Annotated in this window: 25 protein-coding genes; 20 read left to right on the top strand and 5 right to left on the bottom strand. The window is 57.6% G+C overall.

Annotated features, from left to right (window positions below):
• Positions 1-80 precede the first annotated feature (80 nt).
• The 3 genes from ACTJK7_RS16475 to ACTJK7_RS16465 all read left to right on the top strand — a co-directional run bounded on the left by ACTJK7_RS16475 (position 81) and on the right by ACTJK7_RS16465 (position 2,289).
• Positions 81-1,070: a zinc-dependent alcohol dehydrogenase family protein gene (locus ACTJK7_RS16475; protein WP_440780537.1), complete on the top strand. Its 990-nt coding sequence runs from the start codon at positions 81-83 to the stop codon at positions 1,068-1,070.
• Between the two features lie 221 nt (positions 1,071-1,291).
• Positions 1,292-1,555: a hypothetical protein gene (locus ACTJK7_RS16470; protein ID WP_108561443.1), complete on the top strand. Its 264-nt coding sequence runs from the start codon at positions 1,292-1,294 to the stop codon at positions 1,553-1,555.
• Positions 1,552-2,289 (top strand): Fic family protein, encoded by a 738-nt coding sequence (locus ACTJK7_RS16465; protein ID WP_323151325.1) that lies wholly within the window; start codon positions 1,552-1,554, stop codon positions 2,287-2,289. The genes ACTJK7_RS16470 and ACTJK7_RS16465 overlap by 4 nt, the downstream gene beginning before the upstream one ends.
• A gap of 77 nt (positions 2,290-2,366) precedes the next feature.
• On the opposite strand, the gene ycaC is transcribed toward ACTJK7_RS16465, so the two are convergent.
• Positions 2,367-2,999: an isochorismate family cysteine hydrolase YcaC gene (gene ycaC / locus ACTJK7_RS16460; RefSeq protein WP_440780538.1), complete on the bottom strand. Its 633-nt coding sequence runs from the start codon at positions 2,997-2,999 to the stop codon at positions 2,367-2,369.
• Positions 3,000-3,219: 220 nt separating this feature from the next.
• Here ycaC and ACTJK7_RS16455 point away from each other — a divergent pair, with 220 nt between their 5' ends.
• The 3 genes from ACTJK7_RS16455 (at position 3,220) to ACTJK7_RS16445 (ending at position 6,110) form a co-directional block, all read left to right on the top strand.
• A complete protein-coding gene (locus ACTJK7_RS16455; RefSeq protein ID WP_440780539.1) occupies positions 3,220-4,821 on the top strand; it encodes a sensor domain-containing diguanylate cyclase in 1,602 nt (533 codons plus the stop codon).
• A gap of 121 nt (positions 4,822-4,942) precedes the next feature.
• Positions 4,943-5,449, top strand: a complete 507-nt coding sequence (msrA, locus tag ACTJK7_RS16450) for a peptide-methionine (S)-S-oxide reductase MsrA (RefSeq protein WP_064381985.1) — start codon at positions 4,943-4,945, stop codon at positions 5,447-5,449.
• 88 nt (positions 5,450-5,537) lie between these two features.
• Positions 5,538-6,110 (top strand): eCIS core domain-containing protein, encoded by a 573-nt coding sequence (locus tag ACTJK7_RS16445; protein WP_108561436.1) that lies wholly within the window; start codon positions 5,538-5,540, stop codon positions 6,108-6,110.
• A 58-nt stretch (positions 6,111-6,168) separates the two neighbouring features.
• On the opposite strand, the gene gabP is transcribed toward ACTJK7_RS16445, so the two are convergent.
• Together gabP and ACTJK7_RS16435 are read right to left on the bottom strand one after the other, a co-directional pair.
• Positions 6,169-7,575 (bottom strand): GABA permease, encoded by a 1,407-nt coding sequence (gabP, locus tag ACTJK7_RS16440; protein WP_108561434.1) that lies wholly within the window; start codon positions 7,573-7,575, stop codon positions 6,169-6,171.
• 382 nt (positions 7,576-7,957) lie between these two features.
• Positions 7,958-8,884 carry a transcriptional regulator GcvA gene (locus ACTJK7_RS16435; protein WP_064381988.1) on the bottom strand — a complete coding sequence of 309 codons (927 nt, stop codon included), beginning with the start codon at positions 8,882-8,884 and terminating at the stop codon, positions 7,958-7,960.
• Between the two features lie 140 nt (positions 8,885-9,024).
• Between ACTJK7_RS16435 and ACTJK7_RS16430 the strand changes: the two genes are divergently transcribed.
• From ACTJK7_RS16430 to ACTJK7_RS16405, 6 genes are all read left to right on the top strand, one after another.
• Positions 9,025-10,317 (top strand): aminotransferase class I/II-fold pyridoxal phosphate-dependent enzyme, encoded by a 1,293-nt coding sequence (locus tag ACTJK7_RS16430; RefSeq protein ID WP_218190062.1) that lies wholly within the window; start codon positions 9,025-9,027, stop codon positions 10,315-10,317.
• A 26-nt stretch (positions 10,318-10,343) separates the two neighbouring features.
• Complete coding sequence (locus ACTJK7_RS16425) at positions 10,344-11,216, top strand: TauD/TfdA dioxygenase family protein (RefSeq protein ID WP_440780542.1); 873 nt, start codon at positions 10,344-10,346, stop codon at positions 11,214-11,216.
• Complete coding sequence (locus tag ACTJK7_RS16420) at positions 11,213-12,247, top strand: hydroxyacid dehydrogenase (RefSeq protein ID WP_084776995.1); 1,035 nt, start codon at positions 11,213-11,215, stop codon at positions 12,245-12,247. Before ACTJK7_RS16425 ends, ACTJK7_RS16420 begins: the two co-directional genes overlap by 4 nt.
• Positions 12,248-12,262: 15 nt before the next feature.
• Positions 12,263-12,685, top strand: coding sequence for a DoxX family protein (locus ACTJK7_RS16415; RefSeq protein ID WP_064381990.1), 423 nt, complete (start codon positions 12,263-12,265; stop codon positions 12,683-12,685).
• A gap of 96 nt (positions 12,686-12,781) precedes the next feature.
• Complete coding sequence (locus ACTJK7_RS16410; RefSeq protein ID WP_440780543.1) at positions 12,782-14,260, top strand: UbiD family decarboxylase; 1,479 nt, start codon at positions 12,782-12,784, stop codon at positions 14,258-14,260.
• Entirely contained in the window at positions 14,247-14,444 is a 198-nt protein-coding gene (locus ACTJK7_RS16405; RefSeq protein WP_440780544.1) for a flavoprotein, read from the top strand. The genes ACTJK7_RS16410 and ACTJK7_RS16405 overlap by 14 nt, the downstream gene beginning before the upstream one ends.
• A gap of 273 nt (positions 14,445-14,717) precedes the next feature.
• On the opposite strand, the gene ACTJK7_RS16400 is transcribed toward ACTJK7_RS16405, so the two are convergent.
• Positions 14,718-16,091, bottom strand: a complete 1,374-nt coding sequence (locus ACTJK7_RS16400) for an MFS transporter (protein WP_440780546.1) — start codon at positions 16,089-16,091, stop codon at positions 14,718-14,720.
• A 101-nt stretch (positions 16,092-16,192) separates the two neighbouring features.
• On the opposite strand from ACTJK7_RS16400, the gene ACTJK7_RS16395 reads away from it, so the two are divergent.
• The 4 genes from ACTJK7_RS16395 to ACTJK7_RS16380 all read left to right on the top strand — a co-directional run bounded on the left by ACTJK7_RS16395 (position 16,193) and on the right by ACTJK7_RS16380 (position 18,718).
• Positions 16,193-17,119 carry a LysR family transcriptional regulator gene (locus ACTJK7_RS16395; protein WP_170928993.1) on the top strand — a complete coding sequence of 309 codons (927 nt, stop codon included), beginning with the start codon at positions 16,193-16,195 and terminating at the stop codon, positions 17,117-17,119.
• Between the two features lie 156 nt (positions 17,120-17,275).
• The gene (gene gstA / locus ACTJK7_RS16390) at positions 17,276-17,887 is read left to right on the top strand and encodes a glutathione transferase GstA (protein ID WP_323151318.1); all 612 of its coding nucleotides are present in this window, start codon (positions 17,276-17,278) and stop codon (positions 17,885-17,887) included.
• A 65-nt stretch (positions 17,888-17,952) separates the two neighbouring features.
• Complete coding sequence (locus ACTJK7_RS16385; RefSeq protein ID WP_064381993.1) at positions 17,953-18,324, top strand: Rid family hydrolase; 372 nt, start codon at positions 17,953-17,955, stop codon at positions 18,322-18,324.
• Positions 18,317-18,718, top strand: a complete 402-nt coding sequence (locus tag ACTJK7_RS16380) for a nuclear transport factor 2 family protein (protein ID WP_139831627.1) — start codon at positions 18,317-18,319, stop codon at positions 18,716-18,718. Before ACTJK7_RS16385 ends, ACTJK7_RS16380 begins: the two co-directional genes overlap by 8 nt.
• Before the next feature lie 115 nt (positions 18,719-18,833).
• On the opposite strand, the gene ACTJK7_RS16375 is transcribed toward ACTJK7_RS16380, so the two are convergent.
• The gene (locus ACTJK7_RS16375) at positions 18,834-20,048 is read right to left on the bottom strand and encodes an aldose 1-epimerase family protein (RefSeq protein ID WP_323151317.1); all 1,215 of its coding nucleotides are present in this window, start codon (positions 20,046-20,048) and stop codon (positions 18,834-18,836) included.
• A gap of 571 nt (positions 20,049-20,619) precedes the next feature.
• On the opposite strand from ACTJK7_RS16375, the gene ACTJK7_RS16370 reads away from it, so the two are divergent.
• The 4 genes from ACTJK7_RS16370 (at position 20,620) to ACTJK7_RS16355 (ending at position 22,997) form a co-directional block, all read left to right on the top strand.
• Complete coding sequence (locus ACTJK7_RS16370) at positions 20,620-20,982, top strand: DUF6124 family protein (RefSeq protein ID WP_074690741.1); 363 nt, start codon at positions 20,620-20,622, stop codon at positions 20,980-20,982.
• Positions 20,983-21,141: 159 nt separating this feature from the next.
• On the top strand, positions 21,142-21,597 hold the full coding sequence (locus tag ACTJK7_RS16365; protein ID WP_440780547.1) for a GNAT family acetyltransferase: 456 nt from the start codon (positions 21,142-21,144) through the stop codon (positions 21,595-21,597).
• A gap of 135 nt (positions 21,598-21,732) precedes the next feature.
• Positions 21,733-22,233, top strand: a complete 501-nt coding sequence (locus tag ACTJK7_RS16360; RefSeq protein ID WP_440819229.1) for a DUF3916 domain-containing protein — start codon at positions 21,733-21,735, stop codon at positions 22,231-22,233.
• 185 nt (positions 22,234-22,418) lie between these two features.
• Complete coding sequence (locus ACTJK7_RS16355) at positions 22,419-22,997, top strand: hypothetical protein (RefSeq protein WP_440780549.1); 579 nt, start codon at positions 22,419-22,421, stop codon at positions 22,995-22,997.
• Positions 22,998-23,026: the final 29 nt, after the last annotated feature.

Below are 23,026 nucleotides of genomic sequence, written 5' to 3'. Positions count from 1 at the left end.
GGAGCGGGCCAAAGCCTAAATTGGCGTCCATGGCACCGGCCTACGCCAGTGCAATTTCATCGATAACCGAGGAAGTACAGATGGCACGCATTGTCAGGATTCATGAATACGGTGACGCGAGCGTCCTCAAACTGGAAAACGTCGACGTCCCGGCGCCCGCAGCAGACGAAGTGCAGATCGAGGTCAAAGCCTTTGGCCTGAATCGCGCCGAAGTGATGTTCCGCAACCATGCCTATCTACAGGAAGCGGAGTTTCCCAGTCGTCTCGGCTACGAAGCTGCAGGCGTGGTGGTCGCGGTTGGCGCCAACGCCAGCGAGTTCAAGATCGGTGATGCCGTCAGTATGATTCCGCCGCTGGACATCGCGCGCTGGGGCACTTACGGCGAACTGGCCAACATACCCGCCCACCTCACCGTCAAGCACCCGCAGAACCTGTCGTTTGAACAAGCGGCAGCATCCTGGATGCAATACGTCACCGCGTGGGGTGCGCTGGTCGAACAGGCCAAATTGCACAAGGACGATTTCGTGATCGTCACCGCCGCCTCCAGCAGCGTCGGCCTGGCAGCTTTCCAGATCGCCAAAATGGTCGGCGCCACCTCGATTGCCGTCACCCGCACCCGTGCCAAGAAACAGGCCTTGCTCGACGCCGGCGCGGCGCACGTGATCGTCAGCGACGAAGAAGACATGGTTGCAGCGGTCATGGCGCTGACCGACGGCAAAGGCGCGCGAGTGGTGTTCGATCCGGTGGGCGGCCCGTCGTTCGAACCGCTGACCCAAAGCATGGCCCGGGGCGGCATCCTGCTGGAGTACGGCGCCCTGAGCCCGGAGCCGACGCCATTCCCGCTGTTCACCGTGCTCGGCAAATGCCTGACCCTCAAGGGTTACCTCTACACGGAGATCGTCTCCGACCCGGCCATCCTGGCGCGCGCCAAGACTTTCATCGGCGACGGGCTGGCATCGGGCGCGCTGCAACCGATCATTGCCAGGACATTTGCCCTGGATGATATTCAGCAAGCGCATCGCTTTCTTGAAGCCAATCAGCAGGTCGGGAAGATTGTCGTCACGGTTTGAGGTGACGAGTCGCCTGCTCTGCTGTTTGCGGTAGAAACGACGAAAGACGAAAGCCTGCTTTTTTCAAGGCAGGCTTTCGTCTATTAGTAAGCATTAGTTTTTGGTTGGCTGCGAGCTGCGTAGCCGTTCATCAGACTGTGGCAGTTCGGAATGCGCCGGCTGGAAAACCTGCGGAACCAGCGTCATGCTATGCTCAGAGCAAGTGAACAAGGGCTTTAAAAATGACTAAACCAGCCACTGACAGTGTCGCAACCGAGGTTCGTCGGCTTGCCAAGGCGCATCATGTTACCGCAGACCGTGACAGCATGAGCTGCATGGCGGTTACCATCACTCGTCTGGCAGGAGATCTAGTTGAGCTGGACGGCGTTGAGCAGTTGCTCGTCAATCTCAAAAAGAAAGGTGTGCTGAACAAATCCGAAATCATGTCGTTTCAAGGACGCTACCTTGAGGAAAAAAGGCGTTCGAAAAAGAAGCTTAGTGCATGATATTTGACCCTTTCGGCGATTTCGAAACAGCGGGCTATCTTCAAAACTCGCTCAAGCTCAAAGACCCCACTGAAGTAAAAGAGTCCGAGCATCTCGCCTTTGAAGCGAGTATCGAAGACGCTCTGGCCTATCTGGCAAAGAAAAAAACCATCGATTTCAAATCCGTTCTTAAGACTCATGAAATCCTGTTTTCAGGTTTTTATCCCTGGGCGGGAAAAGACAGGAACGAACTGGTGCCCCACCTCGCTGTTTTCAAGGGCTCGAAAGAAGATCCTCACCACACCGTCTTTGAACGTCCCGACCTCATTAAAAGGTCCGTCGAGTACGCTCTTGAACTTGCAGCAAACAAGAAACGCTTCAGAGATCGTCCAGGGGAAGTGATGGGGCAGCTCGCCTCTGCTCACCCGTTTCTGGATGGCAATGGCCGCACAATACTGCTTGTGTACATGGAACTGTGCTATCGGACGAGGTTTGCCATCGATTGGTCAGAAACCAACAAGGACGAATATCTCCGCGCACTCAGCAATGAAATTCAAGATCCATTCAAAGGGCATCTCGACACCTACCTGTTACCTTTCGTCATCGACATCTCCAGCCGTGACGAATGGCCGGAAATGATCGGCGGCATAAAAGGATTGGATGGTCTGGACAAGGAAGGCATTACGTATGGGAGCCTTGACGACCCAGAGGTTCAGCAGCTCTATAAAACCTATAGAGCTCAGCCAATCGAATGACGAACGCGCCCGGAATAACGCAATAAAAAAGAAAGCCTGCTTTTTTCAAAGCAGGCTTTCGTCCATCCGGCATCCGGTTATTTCTGATGCGCCGTCAGCGCGGCATAGCCGTTCATCAAGTTGCGGTAGTTCGAGATGCGCTGGGACAGCAGGTTGCCGAGGCCTTCGATGTCGTTGCGCCAGTCGCGGTGCAGTTCGCAGGCCACCGAGAACCAGTTCATCATCTGTGCGCCGGCCTGGGTCATGCGATTCCACGCGGCTTGCTGCACGGTGGTGTTGAAGGTGCCGGAGGCGTCGGTCACCACGAACACGTCAAATCCTTCCGCCAGCGCCGACAGGGTCGGGAACGCTACGCACACGTCGGTCACGACACCGGCAATGATGATCTGCTTGCGGCCAGTGGCCTTGATCGCCTTGACGAAGTCTTCGTTGTCCCAGGCGTTGATCTGGCCTGGGCGGGTGATGTACGGCGCGTCCGGGAACATTTCCTTGAGTTCCGGCACCAGGGGGCCGTTCGGGCCTTGTTCGAAACTGGTGGTGAGGATGGTCGGCAATTCGAAGAACTTGGCCAGATCGGCCAGCGCCAGTACGTTGTTCTTGAACTCGTTTGGCGAGAAGTCCTGAACCAGAGAAATCAGGCCGGTCTGGTGGTCGACCAGCAGAACTACGGCGTCGTCTTTGTTCAGGCGGTTGTAGGTTGGAGTGCTCATGTGTGAATCCCTTTTTAGTTGTGGAAGTGCGTTTGCGTTCAAGATGGGCACAGATTACTGACTCGTCTTAAAGCGATAAATCGTCTGAAAAGCGTTTAACCGTCAACCCAAAGCGGACAATCAACTCAAACTGCCAGGCAGTTCACACAGCCGGCCCGACCTTCGCGCCTATCCTTGTCATAATGTTCGCCCGCTCAGAACGACCTCCAGGGAAATGTTGATGCCCGGACGCAATACGCAAGCGCCCACTCCAGATCAAGCACCGCGCGCACCCCGCCAAGGCGTGAACGCCGGCTCGACCTTTCGGCTGACCGTCAGTTTCATGCTGATGGTGGTTGTGGCCTTTCTGGCGGTCGAGAGCTGGCGGACGTGGCGCGACTATCGCTCGGTCTTTGCTTCCGCGCGTGATTCGGTGACCAACCTCGCCCGCGCCACGGCGCAACACGCCGAGGACACCATCCGCCAGGTCGATGTGCTGACCGCCGGGCTGGCCGAGCGTGTCGAGGGCGATGGGCTGCAGAACCTCGATGTGGCGCGGATTCACAAACTGCTCATTCAGCAATCGAAAATCATGCCGCAGCTGCACGGCCTGTTCATTTACGGTCCGGACGGCCATTGGATCGTGACCGACAAGGAGGTCACGCCCGAGACGGCCAACAACGCCGACCGCGATTATTTTCAGTACCACCGCACCCATGAAGACCGAGGTGTGCGCATCGGCCAGGTGGTGGAAAGCCGTTCCACCCATGACCTGATCATTCCGATCTCGCGGCGTTTGAACAACCCCGACGGCTCGTTCGCCGGCGTGTTGCTGGGGACGGTCAAGGTCAGTTATTTCGTCGACTATTACGGTGACTTCCGCATCGATGACAAAGGCGCGCTGGTGCTGGCAATGCGCGACGGCACGATCCTTGTGCGCCGGCCGTTCATTGCCTCGGTGGTCGGAAAAAGTCTGGCGAACAGCGAGATCTTCAAGACCTACCTGCCCAACGCCAACCAGGGCATTGTCCAGATCAGGGCGGTGGTCGACGACACCGAACGCCTTTACGGCTATCGCGCCCTGACTACCTACCCGCTGGTGGTCGAGGCCGGTTTGTCCCGTGACTCCATCATTGCGCCGTGGCGCCAGGATCTGCTGAAAAACGGTTTCGTGCTGGTGTTCCTGATTCTGGTGCTGGCCTGTTTCGGGCTCATCGTGCTGAGCCAGTTGCGTCAGCGGATGGCAATGGAGCGGGAGATCCGTTCCGCGCACAAAACGATGCGCGACATGGCGCTGACCGACAGCCTCACCGGCCTGGGCAACCGCCGGCGCCTGGACGCGGCGCTGACGGACGAGATTCGTCTGGCACGCCGTCAGGGTTCGCCGCTGTCGTTGATCATGCTCGATGTCGACTACTTCAAGCGCTACAACGACCAGTACGGCCATGCCGCTGGCGACGACTGCCTGATCGCGGTCGGCGACGGTATCCGCAAAGCGGTCAAGCGGCCCTCGGATCTGGCCGTGCGCTACGGCGGCGAGGAATTCACCGTGCTGCTGCCCAACACCGACAGCGCCGGGGCGATTCAGGTGGCTGAAGACATTCTGCAGACCATTCGTTCGCTGGAGATTGAACATGCCGCGCACCCGCTGGGGTATGTCACCGCGAGTGCCGGGATCACCACCCGCTATCCGGTAGACGAGACGGTGACCCCGGCCAGTTTGCTCAAGTCGGCGGACACTTGTCTCTATCAGGCGAAACAGCAAGGCAGGAATCGCTGGTGTTCGGCGCAGGCTTCCCGGCAAATCCAGCCGATTGCGGCGATGCCGCGCATGGATCGCTGAGTGCAATGACCACCAGCCAACTCCACGCTTCACGATTTATTTACCGAATCAACCTTGGAATCAGCCCACACTCCCTCATATCAAGGAACATCTGCGACCCATTCGAGAGGAAGGACATGCCATGACCACTCAAACCGAAACTGCAATCCTCGCCGGCGGCTGCTTCTGGGGCATGCAGGATCTGTTGCGCCGCTACCCCGGCGTGCTGCAGACGCGGGTCGGTTACACCGGCGGCGATGTGCCGAACGCCACCTACCGCAATCATGGCAACCACGCCGAGGCCATCGAAATCGTCTTTGACCCCACCGTGATCAGCTATCGGCAGATCCTCGAGTTCTTCTTCCAGATCCACGACCCCAGCACGCCCAACCGCCAGGGCAACGACCTCGGTCCGAGCTATCGTTCGGCGATCTATTACCTGAACGAGCAGCAACGTGATATCGCCGAAGACACTGCGGCCGATGTCGACGCATCGGGCCTGTGGCCAGGTCGTGTGGTCACCGAAATCGAACCGGCGGGGCCGTTCTGGGAGGCGGAACCGGAGCATCAGGATTACCTCGAGCGCATTCCGAATGGCTACACCTGCCACTTCATTCGCCCGAACTGGAAGCTGCCGAAACGCGGTTGAGGTCCAATGGGGTCGGTGCGCAACGCGTTGTTTGTCGCGTTGTGCCTGATCCCTTTCTCTGGTGCGGCCTTACGATCGAAAAGCGCCCATGCCCTCCACGCTCATCAGCCTCGTCACCTGGCTTGCCCTTGTAGCACCGGCCCAGGCCGCCCCATGCCCTGCCGGCGAAAAACAAGTGTGTCTCGACAGCTGCATTTGCCTGCCGGACCCGGTGCGCCTGTCTGAAGACCTCTTGCGGCTCGCAACACCCGCTCTGGCGATGGCCTTGACCCAGGCCCGCGCTGAAGCCGCCAGCACCGACATCAAACCGATTCCGCCGCACATTCGGGAGCAACTGCTGCGCTGGTATGACCCTGGCGTCCTCGATGCCGTGCACTACAAAATCACCGACGACGGCCAATACAACGCCGCCACGGCCATTCTTCAAAACCCGGATGTCGGTGCAGTGACGCTGATCGACATCATCCTGTTCCGCGACGCTGAAACCGCAGAACACAACGTCGCGCTCTGGGCCCACGAACTGAAGCATGTGCAGCAGTTTCAGGAATGGGGCGTCGATGGGTTCGCTCAGCGGTATACACAGGATTTCAATGCGGTCGAGGCACCGGCCTATGCGATACAGGGCGAAGTCAGACGTTGGCTGCGAGCCGAAGCCCGGTGATCGGACATCCCCCGCGCCCAAGCCGGGGCCAGCCCCACCGTTCAAGCATCAGAAAAACCTAGGCCTTGCCCGCCGCGACCGCCGCCCTCGCCTGCCCATGCTGGCGCGTGGTCACCAGCCCGATAAAGGAAATCGCCAGCGCCAGGCCGATAGTGGATGTCACTTCCAGACGATGCTCGGGCGTCACCATCATCACCGCGAGCGCGGCGCAGATGAACGCAATCACCAGCCACGTCAGCCACGGAAACAGCCACATGCGAAACGTCAGTTCGACGTTCTGCCGACGCAACATCCGGCGCATGCGCAATTGCGAGATCGCGATCACCAGATACACCAGCAACGCAATCGCGCCGGAGCTGGCGAGTAGAAACTGGAACAACCCGGCCGGCATGAAATAGCTGAACAGCGTCACCCCGGCACCGATCACGGTGCTGGCAATCACCGCCGCCCTCGGCACGCCCGCAGCGGAGGTCACTTTCAGCGGTTGCGGGGCATCGCCGCGTCGGCCCAGCGAGAACAGCATCCGCGAGGAAATGTAGATCGAGGAATTCATGCAACTGGCCACCGCGATCAGCACGACCACATCGACCAGAAACTTGGCGTGGGGAATGTTCATCAGCTCCAGCGCGCGCTGGTAAGAGCCGACGGACGCCAGCAGCGGATCGTTCCAGGGCACCACGGAAATCACCACGAAAATCGACAGCAGATAAAACACGCCGATGCGCCAGATCACCGAACGCGTCGCCTTGGCGATGTTCTGCGCCGGGTTGCTCGATTCGGCGGCCGCGATGGTCACCGCTTCGGTCCCGATAAAACTGAACATGATGGTGATAAAGGCCCCGACCACCGCCGACAAACCATTGGGCGCAAAACCGCCGTGCTCTTCCATCAACCGGCTCAAACCGCTGGCCTCACGCTCCGGAATCCAGCCCATCAACACCGCAAAACCCAGGCCGATGAACCCAATGATCGCCACCACTTTGGCCATCGCAAACCAGAACTCGAACTCGCCGTATTTGGACACGCTGAACAGGTTGGTCACCACCAGCAAAATGATCGACAACAATGCGAACAGCCACGCATCGACCTGAGGAAACCATTGGTTCAAGACATGCCCGGCGGCCAGCGCTTCAATCGGAATGACCAGCACCCAGAACCACCAATACAACCAACCGATGGTGAACCCCGCCCAGCGCCCCATGGCCTGATCGGCGTAGGTAGAAAACGATCCCGTGTCCGGATGGGCCACGGCCATTTCACCGAGCATGCGCATGACCAGCACGACCAGCAGACCGGAGAAGAGATAAGCGAGCAAGACGGCCGGGCCGGCGGCGGCAATGGCGTGGCCGGAGCCGACAAACAGCCCCGCACCGATGATGCCGGCAATGGAAAGCATGGTGACATGACGCGGCTTGAAGCCCTGCGCCAACTGACCGTTCGAGTCCTTCGAGTTCAAGCTATTCATTGTTTTTGTTGTTCTCTGGTGATCGACGTTTGGGCGTACTGACGACGTGTCAGGCGATCATCATTTCTTCCTGTTGCCCTGCTCCAGAGCGGCGCACCTCAAGCGCTGCAGCGTTACAACTCGGTCAGACAACGACGCAGGGCGATGAAATGATGCGTCACCTTACGTGCCTGGCGTTGATCGCAAATAGCCTGGGAGCGGCATGGGGGCGTCTGATTTCGACATGGTGAATCCCGAGGGTGAATCCCGGCACATTCAGCCAGACTCACCCAATGCTCGAGGCGCGCCAGTCGCCGATTGTTGCGGGACAGTCGAAGTGCTGCGTTGAACATCGCGTGGAAGAGATGCAACAGCGCAACGGCCAATCAATTTGCACACGCCTTTATGCGTGAACTGATTCGATCGCTGCAGATCCAGCGCCTTGTACAAGATCAATCAGCCAGGTCCGGAACGCCACGACTTTCTTCGAGTTGGCGATTTCCAGCGGTGTCACCAGATAAAAGCCCAGATCGGATTTCAGTTTCAGGTTGAATGGCGCCACTAATTTCCCGGCCTTCAAATCGTCATCGACATAGGTCGATCGACCAATACAGACCCCTAATCCGTCGATGGCAGCCTGTACCGCCATCATCGCCAGATCGAACGTCAGCCGAGTGCCCTCAGCCAGCTTCTTCGGCTGACCCGCAGCACTCAACCACATGTTCCAGTCATTGCTGGTCATCCCGCTGACCTGCAATAACTTGTGATTGGCCAGGTCAACGGGGTTCTTCAGGGCCATGGGGCCGGTCAGCAGCTTGGGGCTGCACACCGGAAAGATTTCGTCTGACATCAGCCAGTCCGCCCGCAACCCTTTCCAGTCGCCGAAGCCGTAGCGGATGGCGGCGTCTATGCCGCCCTTGCGGAAGTCGACGAGATCGGTCGAAGCGGTCACACGCACGTCAATATTGGGAAACGCCTCCTGAAAAGACGCCAGACGCGGCAACAACCATTTGGAGGCAAGAGAAACCAGAGTACTGATGGTCAATGCGCTGTTGTTGGTCGATTCCAGCAGCATTTCCGTGGAGTAACGCAACTCATGAAAAGCCGAGCGGATTCCGGGCAGATACGCATGACCTTCGGTAGTCAGCGCCAGACCATCCTTGAGCCGCAGAAACAGGCGAACGCCGAGCTCATCTTCAAGTCGGCGGATCTGATGGCTGATGGCCGTCTGCGTGACATTCAACTCTTCGGCGGCCTTGGTGAAACTCATGTGGCGCGCAGCAGATTCAAACGCTTTCAATCCATTGAGAGAGGGAATTCTGGCGACCATAAGACTTCGTTATGCTCATGAGATTTTGTCATAAGGTATCACCCAAGAAGTCCTTTGCAAAATGTTTCAGCGGTCGGGGATTCTAGTGCTGTTTTCAAGCCACAACGGCTTGAAACAACCACTCAAAGGATGAGATCGCCGTGAATAAGACAGTTGAAATCAACAACAGCGCCGACGAAAAAACACCACAACTCAAAGCGCGCAATGCCTCGAGAATGGCTGAAATCAGCCGCCCGCATTTCGATGCTGCGTATGAAAAAGGCTTGATGGGGGTTTCCTGCCGCGTACTGGACAACCGCCGTATCGAAATCGCCACCAGCGGCAGGGAAGTCATCGATTACACCCGCTGTGGGTACCTCAACCTGGACGCTCACCCGAAAGTCCTCGCAGCTGCCAGGGCCTCGATGGATGAAACCCCGTCGACGCACTTTTCGGTGGCCCGCACTCGTCTCACCGCAGAGCCACTGATGCGTCTGGAAGAAACCCTCGCCAAATTGTTCGATGTAAACGGCGTGGTGGTTTTCCCGACTGTGGCTGCCGCCAACATGGGCGCCCTGCCCCTGCTGGCCGCCGGGCTGTTCACGGGCGGTGAAAAGCCGCTGATCGCGTTCGACCGCTTTGCCCACGTGACTCTGCAATATCACATTCCGGTCCTGCGCGAAGAGACTGAAGTCATCGTCATCGAGCACAACGACCTCGACCACCTGGAGCGTTTGTGCAAAAGCGGGCGCAAGGTTGCCTACGTCGGCGACGGCGCTTACTCGATGGGCGGCGCTGCGCCGGTCCGCGAATTGCGCGCGCTGCAGGACAAATACGGTCTGTTCGTCTATCTGGACGACGCCCACGGCATTTCGGTGGTGGGTCAGCACGGTGAAGGTTTTGTCCGCTCGCAACTCGACGGTCTGGACGAGAACACCATCGTCGCCGCATCGCTGGGCAAGGGCTACGGCGCAGCGGGCGGTCTGTTGATGTTGGGCACCCGACATATCGAGAATTCGATTCGTCGCTATGCGCCGACCTACGGATTCTCCTGCGCACCCAACATGGCGGCCGTGGGCGCGGCACTGGCTTCGGCGGAAATTCATGCCACACCTGAACTGCATAAACTGCAACGCGCGCTGCGCAACAACATGCAGCTGTTCGACAACCTGATCCCTACGGAAACCAGCGGCAGTGAACTGCCGATCCGTATCGTGCGCATCGGTAACGAAGAAGAAGCCATCGCCAAAGGCGAATACCTGCTGCAACAGGGCCACTACACGTCTGTCGTGTTCTTCCCGACCGTACCGCGCGGTCAGGCAGCGTTGCGCATGTCGGTCACCTGCGCTCACAACCCGGCCGATATTCTCGACCTGAGCCTGATGCTCAAAAGCAGCGATTCATCGCAAGTCAGCCCTGGTGTTGGCCAGGTCCAGCCCGCGCTGGCTGTTTGACCGACGTCGTGCAGGAGACTTTCAACGTGAAACGAACGGATCTGGCGGACACCTTTGTCACCGCGGTGACGAATTTCGATATCAATACAGCGTCCCTGAATGAGATTCGTGCCATTCAGGAACTTGTCTACGAACGCAAAGTGGTGGCGTTGAAAAATCAGAGGTTGACCCGGGACGGTTATCAACAGTTCGCCGCGTGCTTCGGGGAACTTGAGCAGTTCAAGCTCAAGAGTTACCACGACCCTGACTACCCGAACATTCTGGTGATCAATAACCGTAATGGCGAAGGTGCGGTAGGTGCACGCAAGCTCGGCAACATGTGGCACAGCGACTCCAGCTATTTGGCCAAACCACTGCCACTGACCATGCTGCACGCACAACAACTGCCCGAAACGGGTGGCGATACGTTGTTCGTGGATATGCAATCGGTGTATGACGATTTGCCGAAGGACCTGTACGAGCGTGTCAGGAATCGTCAGGCAGTACACGATGTGCGCTGGACTTACAAAGTCAAGGAAGACGATGTCGGGGAGTCGATACAGGAAATTTTCGCACGCCTCGAGCAGACATTCCCCGCCAGCACTCACCCGACGGTGGCTGTACACCCGCGCACTCAGCGGGAAAGTCTTTACGTCAACCCGGGTTATACCGTGAATATCAACGGCTATTCGCAAGAACAGAGCAAGGCATTGCTCGACGAGCTGTTCGAGTTCGCGCTGACCCCAGAGCGGATCTTCAACTATCAGTGGGAGCCACACGACTTGCTGATATGGGATAACCGCTCCGTCTTGCATTGCGCGACCGAACTGCCGCGAGAAGCTCGGCGGGTGATGTTTCGCATTGGTGTCAACGACGGTGAGTTCTTTGCCGGGAAAGCGTTACAGGAGCAGGTCGCATGAGCCGCAAACGCGTTTTGATCGCTCACATTCTGGGTGACGAAGGCAAGCAGATGTTGCGCAAGCGTGACGATATCGAAGTGGTGGAGTTCGAGAATACGATCCCGCAGAGCCAGTTCCACGCCTTGCTCGAGAGTTTCGACGCTGTCCATGGAGTGATCCTCGGCCTGACCCGGTTCGGCGCCGCCGAGTTGCAGCGGGCACCAGGCTTGCAAGTCGTGTCGCGAATCGGCGTAGGTTTCGATGCGGTCGATATCCCGGTGATGACCGAGGCAGCCATTGCGGTGATGGTCTGTGCCAACGCCAACCACCGGGCAGTGGCCGAGCATACGCTTGGGTTCATGCTGTCGCTGGCCAAACGTACCGAGGCACTCACCCACCTGGTGCGCAGCGGCAACTGGCATCGGCGCTACGAGTACCTGCCGAGTGAACTGGAAGGTCGCGAAGCGCTGTTGATCGGATGTGGTCGAATTGGTGCTCGTGTCGCCACGCTTCTTCTGGCACTGGGCATGCGGGTCAAGGTGTATGACCCGTACCTTGCACCGCAACAGTTGCCTCCCGGTGCGCAACCGGTTGCCGTTCTGGAACATGCGTTGGCGGAGGCCGACTACGTCAGCCTGCATTGTCCGAAGACCGATGAAACGATCGGTTTGCTGTCCGCCGAACGGCTGGCCCTGATGAAACCTCAGGCATACGTGATCAACACCGCCCGTGGCGGCATTGTCGACGAGCAGGCGCTCTATCAGGCATTGCTGGAAAAACGTCTGGCCGGTGCCGCGCTGGATGTGTTCCTGCCAGAACCGCCGGTGCATGGCAGCGGTTTGCCGAGTCTCGACAACGTCATCTGCTCGCCGCACCTGGCGGGGGTCTCCCGCGAGGCGGTCAGCCGTATGGCGAAATTGGCGGCGGGCAACGTTCTCGACGTGTTCGACGCACAACCAAACCCCGAAAACGCAGTGAACCCTCAAGTGTTCGATCGTGCGTTTCACCTGCCCGATCCAGAGTCGGCCAGCACGATCCCTTATCCAATCTGACTTGTGAGCAATGGAATGTACCTACGCTATCAGCTATTCGACGACCAGCGCGACGCGATGATCCTCATCGCACGGATCATGATTCTGATCCTGTACGGATACTTCGGCTTCACCTACGTCACCGATCATGGAAGCTTTGTCAGCTACCTGAAATCAGTGGACGCCCCGATACCCGAGTTCACTGCCATCGTCGCCACCATCATCGAGTTCTTCGGTGGTCTGGCGCTGTTGTTCGGTTTCTGGACTCGGCCGATCGCGGCGATCTTCGTGGTGTACACCATCGGGACCGGAATCATCGGCCATGCGTTCTGGAACAGCACCAATCCGGTCGATCATCACACGTTGTTCGTGCACTTCTTCAAGAATGTGAGCATCGCCGGCGGCTTCCTTTTCCTCTGCCTTCTGGGGCCTGGAAAGTACTCGATCGACAAACGTTGATCTCCTGACGACGGGCGCATCCATGCGCCCGTCGTTTTTCCATTTCAGTCCCTGCGGATAATGAAAATGAACGAATTGATTGAACCGGTTGCCGACTTGCGCGACTGGCTGGCACGAGCCGGGAAAATCGGCGAATTGCAGACCGTCTCCTCCGTTGTCGATCCAATCGAAGAAATGAGCGCCATCACTTATCTGGTGGCCCGCCAGAGTCACTCCCCCGCTGTGCTGTTCGACCAGGAAGATTCACCACTGGGCCTGCGCCACCTGTGGAATATCTTCGGCCCGAGCGTGGCCCGCACCGCGATTACTCTCGAAGAGGCGCCGGATACACCGACGATGGAGCTGATCCGTCGTACAAAGGACAAGCTCAAACACAGCCTGGCCCCACTGGAAATCAACGCCGAAAGCGCGCCGATCTACCAGAACACACTCACTGGCAATGACATTGACCTCACCCGCCTTCCGATCCCCAGGCACTGGCCTCGAGATGGCGGTGCGTACGCCGGGACCGCGGACGCGGTATTCACCCGGGATCAGGCATCGGGTTACCTGAATGTCGGCACTTATCGCATGATGATTCAGGGGCCACGGGAAGTCGGTCTGTCGCTGGCACCGGGCAAGGATGCTCTGCGTCACATTCATCAGGCTTGGGCCAAGGGCGAGGCGTTGCCCGTTGCAGCGGCGTGGGGGGTCGATCCCTTGATGATGGTGGTGGGGTCGCAATCCTTGCCGCCAGGCGTCAGCGAATATGACTTTGCCGGCGGCATCAAAGGAAAGCCCATCGAAGTGGTACGGGCAAAACATTCCGATTTATTGATTCCCGCCGCCGCGGAGATCGTCATTGAAGGCCTGATCCGTCCCGGCTCGACGCGTGAGGAAGGGCCTTTCGGTGAGTTCACCGGTTACTACGGCTACAAAGACATCGATTGCCCACTGATCGAAGTCACTGCCCTGCACTACCGCAACCGACCGATTCTGACCAATGCATTGATGGCCGATTTTCCGTCGAACGAGCAAAGTGCGTTTTTCTCCACCATTCGCTCGGCCAAGATCTGGAGCGACCTCGACAAGCTCGGCATCCAGGGCATACAGGGGGTGTATTGTCCGCCCGCTGCCGCCGGAGCATTCGGCATGATCGTCATCAGTCTTGAACAGAAATACGCCGGGCACGCTGCGCAAGCATTGGCACTTGCCGGCCAGGTACCCGGCGGCGCCTACATAACCAAGTGGATAGTCGCCGTGGATGAGGATGTCGATCCCACCGACATGAACCAGGTGCTATGGGCGATGGCCACGCGCGCAACCCCCAGTGATGACATCGATATCCTGCGCAACACCCGCGGCTCACCGCTGGATCCGGCACAAAATCCACCAGAGAAACGCTTCTTTGGCTCCAAGGCGCTGATCAACGCTTGCAAGGATTACCGCAATATTCGCAACTTCCCGATGCGTACCCTGTTGCGCCCCTCGGTCTATGCGCGAGTGCGTGAACGCTGGTCCGATCTGGGTCTGCCCGGTGAAGCTCCATCGGTCAGCGCATTCGACAATACGGTGGATACCCATGAGCAGCCCTGAACGACGCATCGTCGTCGGCATCAGCGGCAGCCTGCTCAGTCGCGCCGCCGATGTAACCCTCAAAGAGCGCCGGCCACTGGTTCTGATGGTTCGGGAAACACCGTTGCACGTGGGCCATCTGCGCAGCATGACGCAGGTCTGTGAAATGGGCGGCATCGTGATGCCGCCGGTACCGGTGTTTTAGGCTCAACCGCAATCGATCCAGGACATGGTCGATCACACGGTCGGCCGCATGCTCGACCTGTTGGGGCTGGATTGCGGGACGGTACGTCGCTGGGCTTGAACTCCATTGTTGGCTGCATCTTCGGCAAGCGCACATCAACGTCTTGACGAATCGCTCTTTCACAACCCGAACCGCTACATGACCGTGGCATTTACCTGCCCGCGCCAATGGGCGCTGGCAGGCGAATGCCGCATCACTTCTTCAAAACCTCACCGGCAAGCTTCGGCGCGCCGGTCAGCATTCACTGACTACATCGACTTCATCGGTGTAGAGCCGCATCACGGTCAGCACAGCCGCAGCCACGAACGACAGCGCAATGATCGACAGCGCGCCGGTGGCGTGTCCCGATCCTTCCAGGGCCGCGCCGAGCAAGGCAATCCCCGTCACCCCGCCGGATTGGCGCGCTGCGTTGAGCACGCCGGAACCGACGCCGACCTTGCCATTGGGCACGCTCGCCAGACAGGCACCGACGATCACCGGCAAGGTCGCACCACCAAGACCGATCAACAGACCGCCAGACACCAGGCACACAGGATCAAGGCCGAACAACGCGAGCAATGCTGCGCCAAGCGCACCGCACAACATGCCTGCTGCACCCACGGTGCGAGCACCGAACACGTTGGACAATCGCCCTGAAACACTGGCCATGACCCCCGTCGCAATGGTCATCGGAATCATCGCTACGCCAATCTCGACAGGCGTGCGGCCCTGGCCCTGCAACGCGAACGGCAGCGCGAACAGACTGCCGTAGTACGCCAGCGTTTGCAGAAATCCGGCGCCGATCGCCGCAGAAAATGTTCTGGATCGAAACAGACTCAGCGGCAGCATCGGCTCGCGCTGCACCCGCTGGGAATAGATAAATGCCAGCCCCGCGATCACTGCCACCAGCAAAGTCGCGATGACCCAAGGGTGCCTCCAGCCCCAAACCGGGCCTTCAATCAACGCAAAGATCAACGACACCAGAGCCAGCGCCGAAAGCAACTGTCCGGTCCAGTCAATGGAACGGGGCTGAACGGTAATGACACTTCTGCGCAGTGCAAAACAAGCCAGGGCAATCAGGCAGAACGGTACGTTCAGATAAAAGATCGAGCGCCAGTCGACCAGCTGTATCAGCATGCCGCCCAACAACGGGCCACTCACCAGCGCGAGTGCCGAGATACCGCCCCACAAGGCGACTGCCCTGGCCCGCGCTTCGGGATCGGGGTAGGCCTCGACCAGCAAGGCCATGGAACTGGGCAACATCAACGCCGCGCCAATACCTTGCACGGCGCGCGCGGCAATCAACGCCACCACACCATCAGCCGATCCGCAGGCTATCGATGCCCCCGTGAATATCATCAAGGCACACAGGAACACTTTTCTGGCCCCCAGACGATCGCTCAGCGCACCGGCGGACAGGAGCAGGCTGGCAAATACCAGCGTGTAGGCGCCGGCAATCCATTGCAGCCGGTCCATCCCCGTTGCCAGGTCCTGACCAATGCCTGGCAGCGCAACATTCAGCGCTGTGACATCCAGCGCGACCATGAACGAGCTCAACGCCACGCCCAGTAAAACGGGCGCCGTTGAGGCAGGTCCGCCCACCAGATCCATCGACAGGGTTTTGCCCACTTTCCAACACCTCCCTTTGCGTTAAGGAGGTGATCCTGAGGTGGCGCGCACACTTCGTAAAATTAATTCTCTATTACCCGAACATAAGAGGAACTACTGAGATGATGAACCTGATGCATTGGCGACTGCTGGTCGCCGTGGCTGACGCCGAAAACGTTTCCCGCGCCGCCGAGCGCTATGGCATCACCCAGTCAGGCGCCAGCCAGGCCCTGACGCAAATGGAGGAAGCGCTGGGAGTCAAAGTATTCGTGCGCGATCGACGGCAGACGACCGCGACCGCCATCGGCCAGCAGATCATTGATCGCGCCCGCCGCATGCTCAGCGAATTCGAATCGATCCAGAACCTGGTGGATGCATCACGCGGCTGTCATTTGGGACGGATCAAACTCGCAAGTTTCCCTTCGGTATTCGCCAATCTCCTGCCGCCGCTTTTGCAAAGTTTCAGTCGGCTGCACCCGGGCATCGAAATCGTTTCACTCGAAGGCACTGACGAAGAAGTCGAACAGTGGCTGGCCAACAGCAGCATCGACCTCGGCGTTGTGATGAACCCCTGCCCGTCCCGAGGTGCGCTGTTGCTGGGACGCGACTCGTGGGTGGCGGTGGTGCCTGCGACCCATGACCTGGCACGCAAGTCCTCAGCCAGCACGGTCGCGCTCAGCGACCTGGTGGAAGAACCCTTCATCCTGGCGACCGGTGGCTGCCACCTCAACGGTCAGACGCTGGTCGAGCGAGAAAACCTCACCCTTAAAGACATCAAGATCACCGTGCGTGACTGGACCACGGCGTTTGCGCTGATCAGCGAAGGCATGGGCATTTCCATCGTGCCGGCCTCGACATTGCCCGTGGATCGCCGCGGCATCCGAGTCTTTGAACTGAGCAAACCGATCTACCGGGAATTCGGACTGGTGTGTTCCGCGGCCGGTGAACGCACGCCCTCCGCGCAGGCATTTCTCAATGAAATCCGCAAGTCGACATTGGGCAGTGACATCCCGATGACGGTTCGCAGTATTGAAGCGAAAGTCGCCTGAATGGACATAAGACGACCTAATGATGGGCACATAAGATCGTAATTTTACGGATCGGCGATATGACACCAATATGTCTGGAACAAGGTTCACAGCCGTTTCTGGCGTGATACGGCAACACGTTCGGGTACGCGTTGCCCTCTTATCAAGGAGATACTCATGAAACTGTACTTCGCTCCCATGACCTGCTCACTGTCACCGCACATCGTGTTGCGGGAGTTGGGCCTGCCTTTCGAGCTGATCCGCGTCAACAACAAGACCAAAGCCACGGCAGATGGCCGTGACTTCCGCGACATCAATCCCAAGGGCTACGTCGCTGCACTGGTGCTGGATAACGGCCAGGTGCTGACCGAAGGCCCCGCCATCGTCCAGTATCTCGCCGACCTGGTTCCCGGCAACTCACTGGCACCGGCCAATGGCACCTGGGAGCGCACACGCCTGCAGGAATTGCTGAACTTCATCACCTCGGAAATCCATGGTGGCAGCGCTCCGTTGTTCAACTCGGACATCCCCGAGCCGGTAAAGGAAATTTTCCGTCAGAAACTGTTCAAACGCCTCGATTACCTGAACAGAGGCCTGGTGCAGCATGACTATCTGCTGGGCACTTTCAGTCTCGCCGATGCTTATCTGTTCACTGTTCTTAAATGGTTGCCGTTCTTCAACATCGATATCAATACCTGGCCAGAACTGGCCTCGTTCATGGAGCGTATCGAAGCACGTCCAAGCGTACAGGCGGCCATTGCCGCAGAAGAAGCAACACAGCCGGTTTAAACATGGACGATAGAAGCTGGTCGATACCAGCTTCTGCCTCACTTCAATCTGGATGAAGACCCACTATGCAGACAATTGAACGCGTCCCAAGCGGCCACGCAGGACGTAGCCGTTCCTGCGCCTACGCCGATATCGTTTACACAGTCGCCACCAGCGCAGACACGTCGCTGGATATCGTCGGACAGACTCATCAGGCCCTCGCCACGCTGAGCGCCAGCCTTGAAGGTCTTGGCTCGCATACCTCGCGCATGCTCAGCGCCCAGGTACTGCTGGCGGACATGGCCGACAAACCCGAAGTGGATGAAATCTGGGCAAAATGGATCGGTGACAATCCGCAGCATTGGCCCCAGCGCGCCTGCTACGGTGTTGATCTTGGCGGCAGACTGCTGATTGAAATAATCGTCACGGCAGCGCGAGGAGCAACAGATGATGCCTAACGATCAAATCGATCTGGTCATCCGAACCTGCGAAGCACAACGCAGCGCCGCGATGCTCGGTGGGCACCTGGATATCTTCAGCTATTTGTTCCATCCGGATCTGACCTACATTCATTCCAGCGGCGTCGTCGACAACCTGAAAACCTATCTGGATAAATGTCGCTCCCGTGAGTTCATTTATCACGCCCTTGACCATCAGATCGACAAAGTGACAAGGGTTGGCGAGTTGGCCATCGCGCTAGGTGAAATGACCACCACTGTCACCTCCGGTGGCGTACGAAAATATCTTCACAATCGCACGCTCACCGCCTGGCAGAAAACCGACGAGCAGTGGCAACTGCTGGTCTATCAAGCGACACCTTTGCAACCGGCAGTGGTGCTGGAAGCCGGCTGAGTGGCGAATCAAGCACTTTGACTCGCAAGAAAGCTGAACCCGCTCTCTTGATCAAATACAAAAGGGGATTGATTTATTCAGGAAAAATAAATCAGTCCCCCATTTTTGGCCGGTGTCAGCCCTTGGTCAGATCAACCAACGGCGTTTGCCGCACCTCGGTCTCCCGCCCGCCCTGAATGTCGCTCACCTGCTTCAAGGCCTTCTCCACCGCTGCCTTATCTGCCAACAAGCTGTAGCTGATGCGGAACTGTTTGTGTTCCTTCGGCCCGATGGTGGGCACCAGGTTCAGTGGCCGCTGATAACGGCGGTTGTAGGAAAAACTCGTCCCCGGCTCCAGCCCGGTGACATAACCCTGACCTTGGGTATCGGTGTTCTTCCACAGGGAAAACACCGGCAATGTCTGCGTATTGAAGCCAACCGAAACGCCCAGGCTGCCAGCCTTGTTATGCAACACGGTTAACGTATCGCCCTTGGCATCGGCATACGGCACGACGTTGTAAACCGTTTCGTCGTAGTCCTTGGTCGGTGCGCGGTAGGTTTGCCATTCAGCCAAATCGCCCTTCGCTTTGTCGTTGAACGGCGACACCTGTTTCACCGGCGCGGCGAAACGAGCGCCCTGCTCCAGGAACGGGGTGCTGAAGTTGCTGTGGTACAGCGCCTGATATTCCTTCGGATAGTCACCGTTGTTGGTCAGGGTGTCGTTAAGGGCGAACACTACGCTGCCGGGTTCGGTGACCAGTTCGGTGGCGACGGAGAAGTCGACTTTCTTGAACGCCTGCTCTTTCAGTTCACCGCGCAGGGTGATGGCGTACGGTGGCGTTTCATCGATGTGCAGGGTGACTTTGTTCGCAGGAATGTTGGCGGCCCGGCCGTGCAGGGTCAGCAGTTCGCCGTTGTCGACGCCGGGGTGGCCGACCCATTCGTATCCGCAGCGGGTCACCAGTTCATTGAAGCCTTCCAGCCAGCCCAGACCACCGCGGCCATTGAGTTCGATGAAGGACGGATTGACCACCTCCTTGACCGGCGAATCCCAGCCCATGCGCACATTACCGACTGAGGCCTGCAAGACGTTCATTCCCCGCGTCGGCACCACCGAGAGTTTCATCGTGCCGTTATCGATGTCGACAATGCTGACGCCTTCCTGCCGACCGCCATGCAAGGTGCGCAGGCTGACGCTGAAAGGTTTGTCGGTTTTCACGCCGAGTTGCTGGCTGGTGATCTGCCAGTTCTGCGCGGCTTTGTCGGTGTCGAGCAGAACGTAATCCCAGGCCATGGCGTGGGAGGCAGCGGACAGTGCGCTGAGGGCAACAACGAGTTTGAGCGGGGTCATGGGAGCAGCCTTTCTTGGAGTTGTGCCGTTTTTATAAACCTGCTGAAACGTTTCATCAAGCTTAAAAAGCGACGAGTGCTGGTAGGTGCCCAGAAAGAATGGGGACGGAGGAAAAATGAAATCGATGTGGTCGCGTTATCCCGCAGACGGGAGTCCGCTTTTATTCAGGAGCTGCGTAGGGCGTCTGATTTCGACATGGCGAGGTCGACGTGTTTAAGCGTTTTTCGAAGGGTGTTTAGAAACGCCCGGCATTACTTCCCCACGGCTACAGCGTCTTGCGTCATTGCCTACGACTACGCCAGAATCCGCCGGCTTGTGCGTCTGGGGTGCGGGTTTTATCGTTTCCGGGTCACTGAAAAACAGTGATCGGGTTTGGTAGCCCGGATTACCTGTCGCATCGCAACGCCGGATTGCAGGGACTCTTTCGTCCGCTGTTTTATGGTGGCCATGCGTAGGGCGTCTTCGGACGCGCCGGGTATCCAGGTGACCGGTCTACCAACCTCCGTATGGCCACCACCCTCGTTTGGTAGCGAGGCTGATGGCTCCACTTTCTCACCCTGGAGTTACATCTATGTTCAAACCAACACCGAACCCACCGGAAACCGATCCGGTTTCTCCCTACAAATTTCCGGATTCACGGACCCTGAACGAAGCGGCCGAACGCGCGCTCGACCATTACCTCACCCCACAACAACGCATCATGGGCAGCCACCACAAACACGACCCCATGTACATGGCCAACCCGGCGTACAACACCGAATCACTCCTGGCCAACGCCAGCGAATCATTGGGATCGGCCAGTGAAATGCTCAATAACTTTGCGGCCACGCTAGAACCGGCTCATCGCAAGACTGCGATAGGGATTGCGCAGTTGGTGATGTTGAGTGAGTTGGCGGTGAATCAGGCGTTGGATCATGTTGAGGTTAAGAGCTAAACCCCTGCCCTCTATAGCGTCCGATAGTACGCATCGACAGAGGGAATGAGCGTTGCCTGTAGCTGCCATGGTAAATGGCAGCTATTGGCCAAAAAGAGACAGTGGACATTACCCACGCCAAGGCGCTAGCGTCAGCCCCTTCAATGTGAGAGCTACAACATGGACGCTATTGCCGACTACTCAAATGAACACCATCGCCGTTGCGTCGTGGAACTCTGGGAAACCGTTTTCGGCTACGAAACCGCGCACAACACTCCCAGCCTCGCTATCGACAAAAAACTGGCCGCAGCGGATGGCCTTTTCTTTGTTGCCCTGTCAGGAAATGAAGTTGTTGGCACCGTTCTCGCCGGATACGACGGCCATCGTGGATGGTTGTATTCGGTGGCGGTGCACCCGTCGCATCGCAGAAAAGGCATAGGGATGAACCTCGTCCGTCATGCAGAGGAGGCGTTGACGGCGCGAGGGTGCATGAAAATCAATCTGCAAATCGTCAGCTCAAATGAAAGTGTCAAAGCCTTTTATGAATCTCTGGGCTATTCGACCGACCCCCGCATCAGCATGGGGAAGAAGATCGAGTCGAATATAGTGGTGCCTGAAGAGAAGTCCTATCGGTAAACGCCCGGTCAATTCGCCTTGACTTAAGTTCCGGGAGAGAATGGCGCTGACGCAGGCGTGAGCAGTGGCCATTTTTTCTCGTCCCCATTTTTTGCTCTAGCCGTTAGCTTCATTACACCCCATAAGGACATGCCCTTGCGAAGATTGCGCCTCAGTAACAAAAAACTCCGAAACATCCCCCGCCATCTCCGTGCACTGGAATACTGGGCCTCGACTTTCAGCGGCGAGTTCCATCCTCGCTTCGATGAGCACGAGCGCTACTCAAACTGGAAAATCCCGGTAATCAATACCCTCGTTCAAGGTCCACAAGCGCGTATCGAAGTGCAGGCCTTCTGTGTTCAGCAGTTGCTCGAAGCAGCAGCCCACCTCTCCCGCGCAGCGGATCGCAGTCAAGGCTACTACCGCGTCGCCTGTTTATTGACTTGGCCTTGGTTACACCAGAGTGAGGTGACTGTGTTCTATGACCGTGAGTACTACATGAGCTTTCTGGGGCAGCAGAACTCGCTTGCTCCGATACACTTGAGCGACAGGCTGGCCTTGGATGTGCCCGAGCAATTCATTGAGCATGGGCATGACGTAACCCAAGAGGATGATGAAGTCGAAGTTCAGTGGTGGTGTATTGGGGAGCGTGCGTGATCAACGGGTGAGCTGTGTTATAGGGCAGCCTTTTTTTCTCTAGGCAGATTGGCATGATTTGCGACAGTCGATTTTGCGCTGCTCTCTGACCGTCTAGACTTCAAACCCTGCTGGTCAAATCGGTGAGATACCCCACCATCTGACTCAGCGCTTTCATATGGCCATTATTGAACAGGTACGTGTGCATGAGTCTTCTTGAAACGTATGGAAAAGAGATCTTTGCGCTGATCGTAGCTGCGGTTCCTTGGCTGCTTGATCGATTCAAAGGAAAGGCCCGTCTTCAGTATTCTCAGTCACACAGCCATAATTTTTTAGTGCAACAGCCACTTTTTAATCCTGACGGGGAGCTAATTCGTGAGGTGCAAACGGCAAACACAAAATCGTTCATAGTGCACAACGCTGGTCGCGAAACGTCGACAAAGGTCGAAATCGTCTTCAATTGGAAACCGATCTGTAATATTTTGCCTTTGAGGCATCACATCGAACACGTGATGCCTGACAACCGATATGCCATTGTATTTGATAGCCTCTCTCCAAAGGAAAGCATAAGTATCCACATCTTGGCCGTTAATGGAGAGCTACCGATACTCATGACGGTTCGAAGCGACCAATCCGTTGCTGAGTATGTTGACACGCACCCTATGCAAGTGGTTAGCAGGTTTAAAATCCGCGTCTTTACCGCCATGTTCTATATAGGAATTTTCACCTGCGTTTATACATTGCTACTCGGCGTACAAAAACTAGGTCTAATACCTGCTTCCTAGGCAGACTTAATTACCGCAATTTTTTCATG

The sequence above is a fragment of the Pseudomonas sp. 22085 genome (assembly GCF_052045815.1).
Taxonomy (GTDB): domain Bacteria; phylum Pseudomonadota; class Gammaproteobacteria; order Pseudomonadales; family Pseudomonadaceae; genus Aquipseudomonas; species Aquipseudomonas glycinae.
The sequence above is the reverse complement of the archived record's forward strand: the minus strand, read 5'-3'. Positions and strand labels throughout refer to the sequence as shown.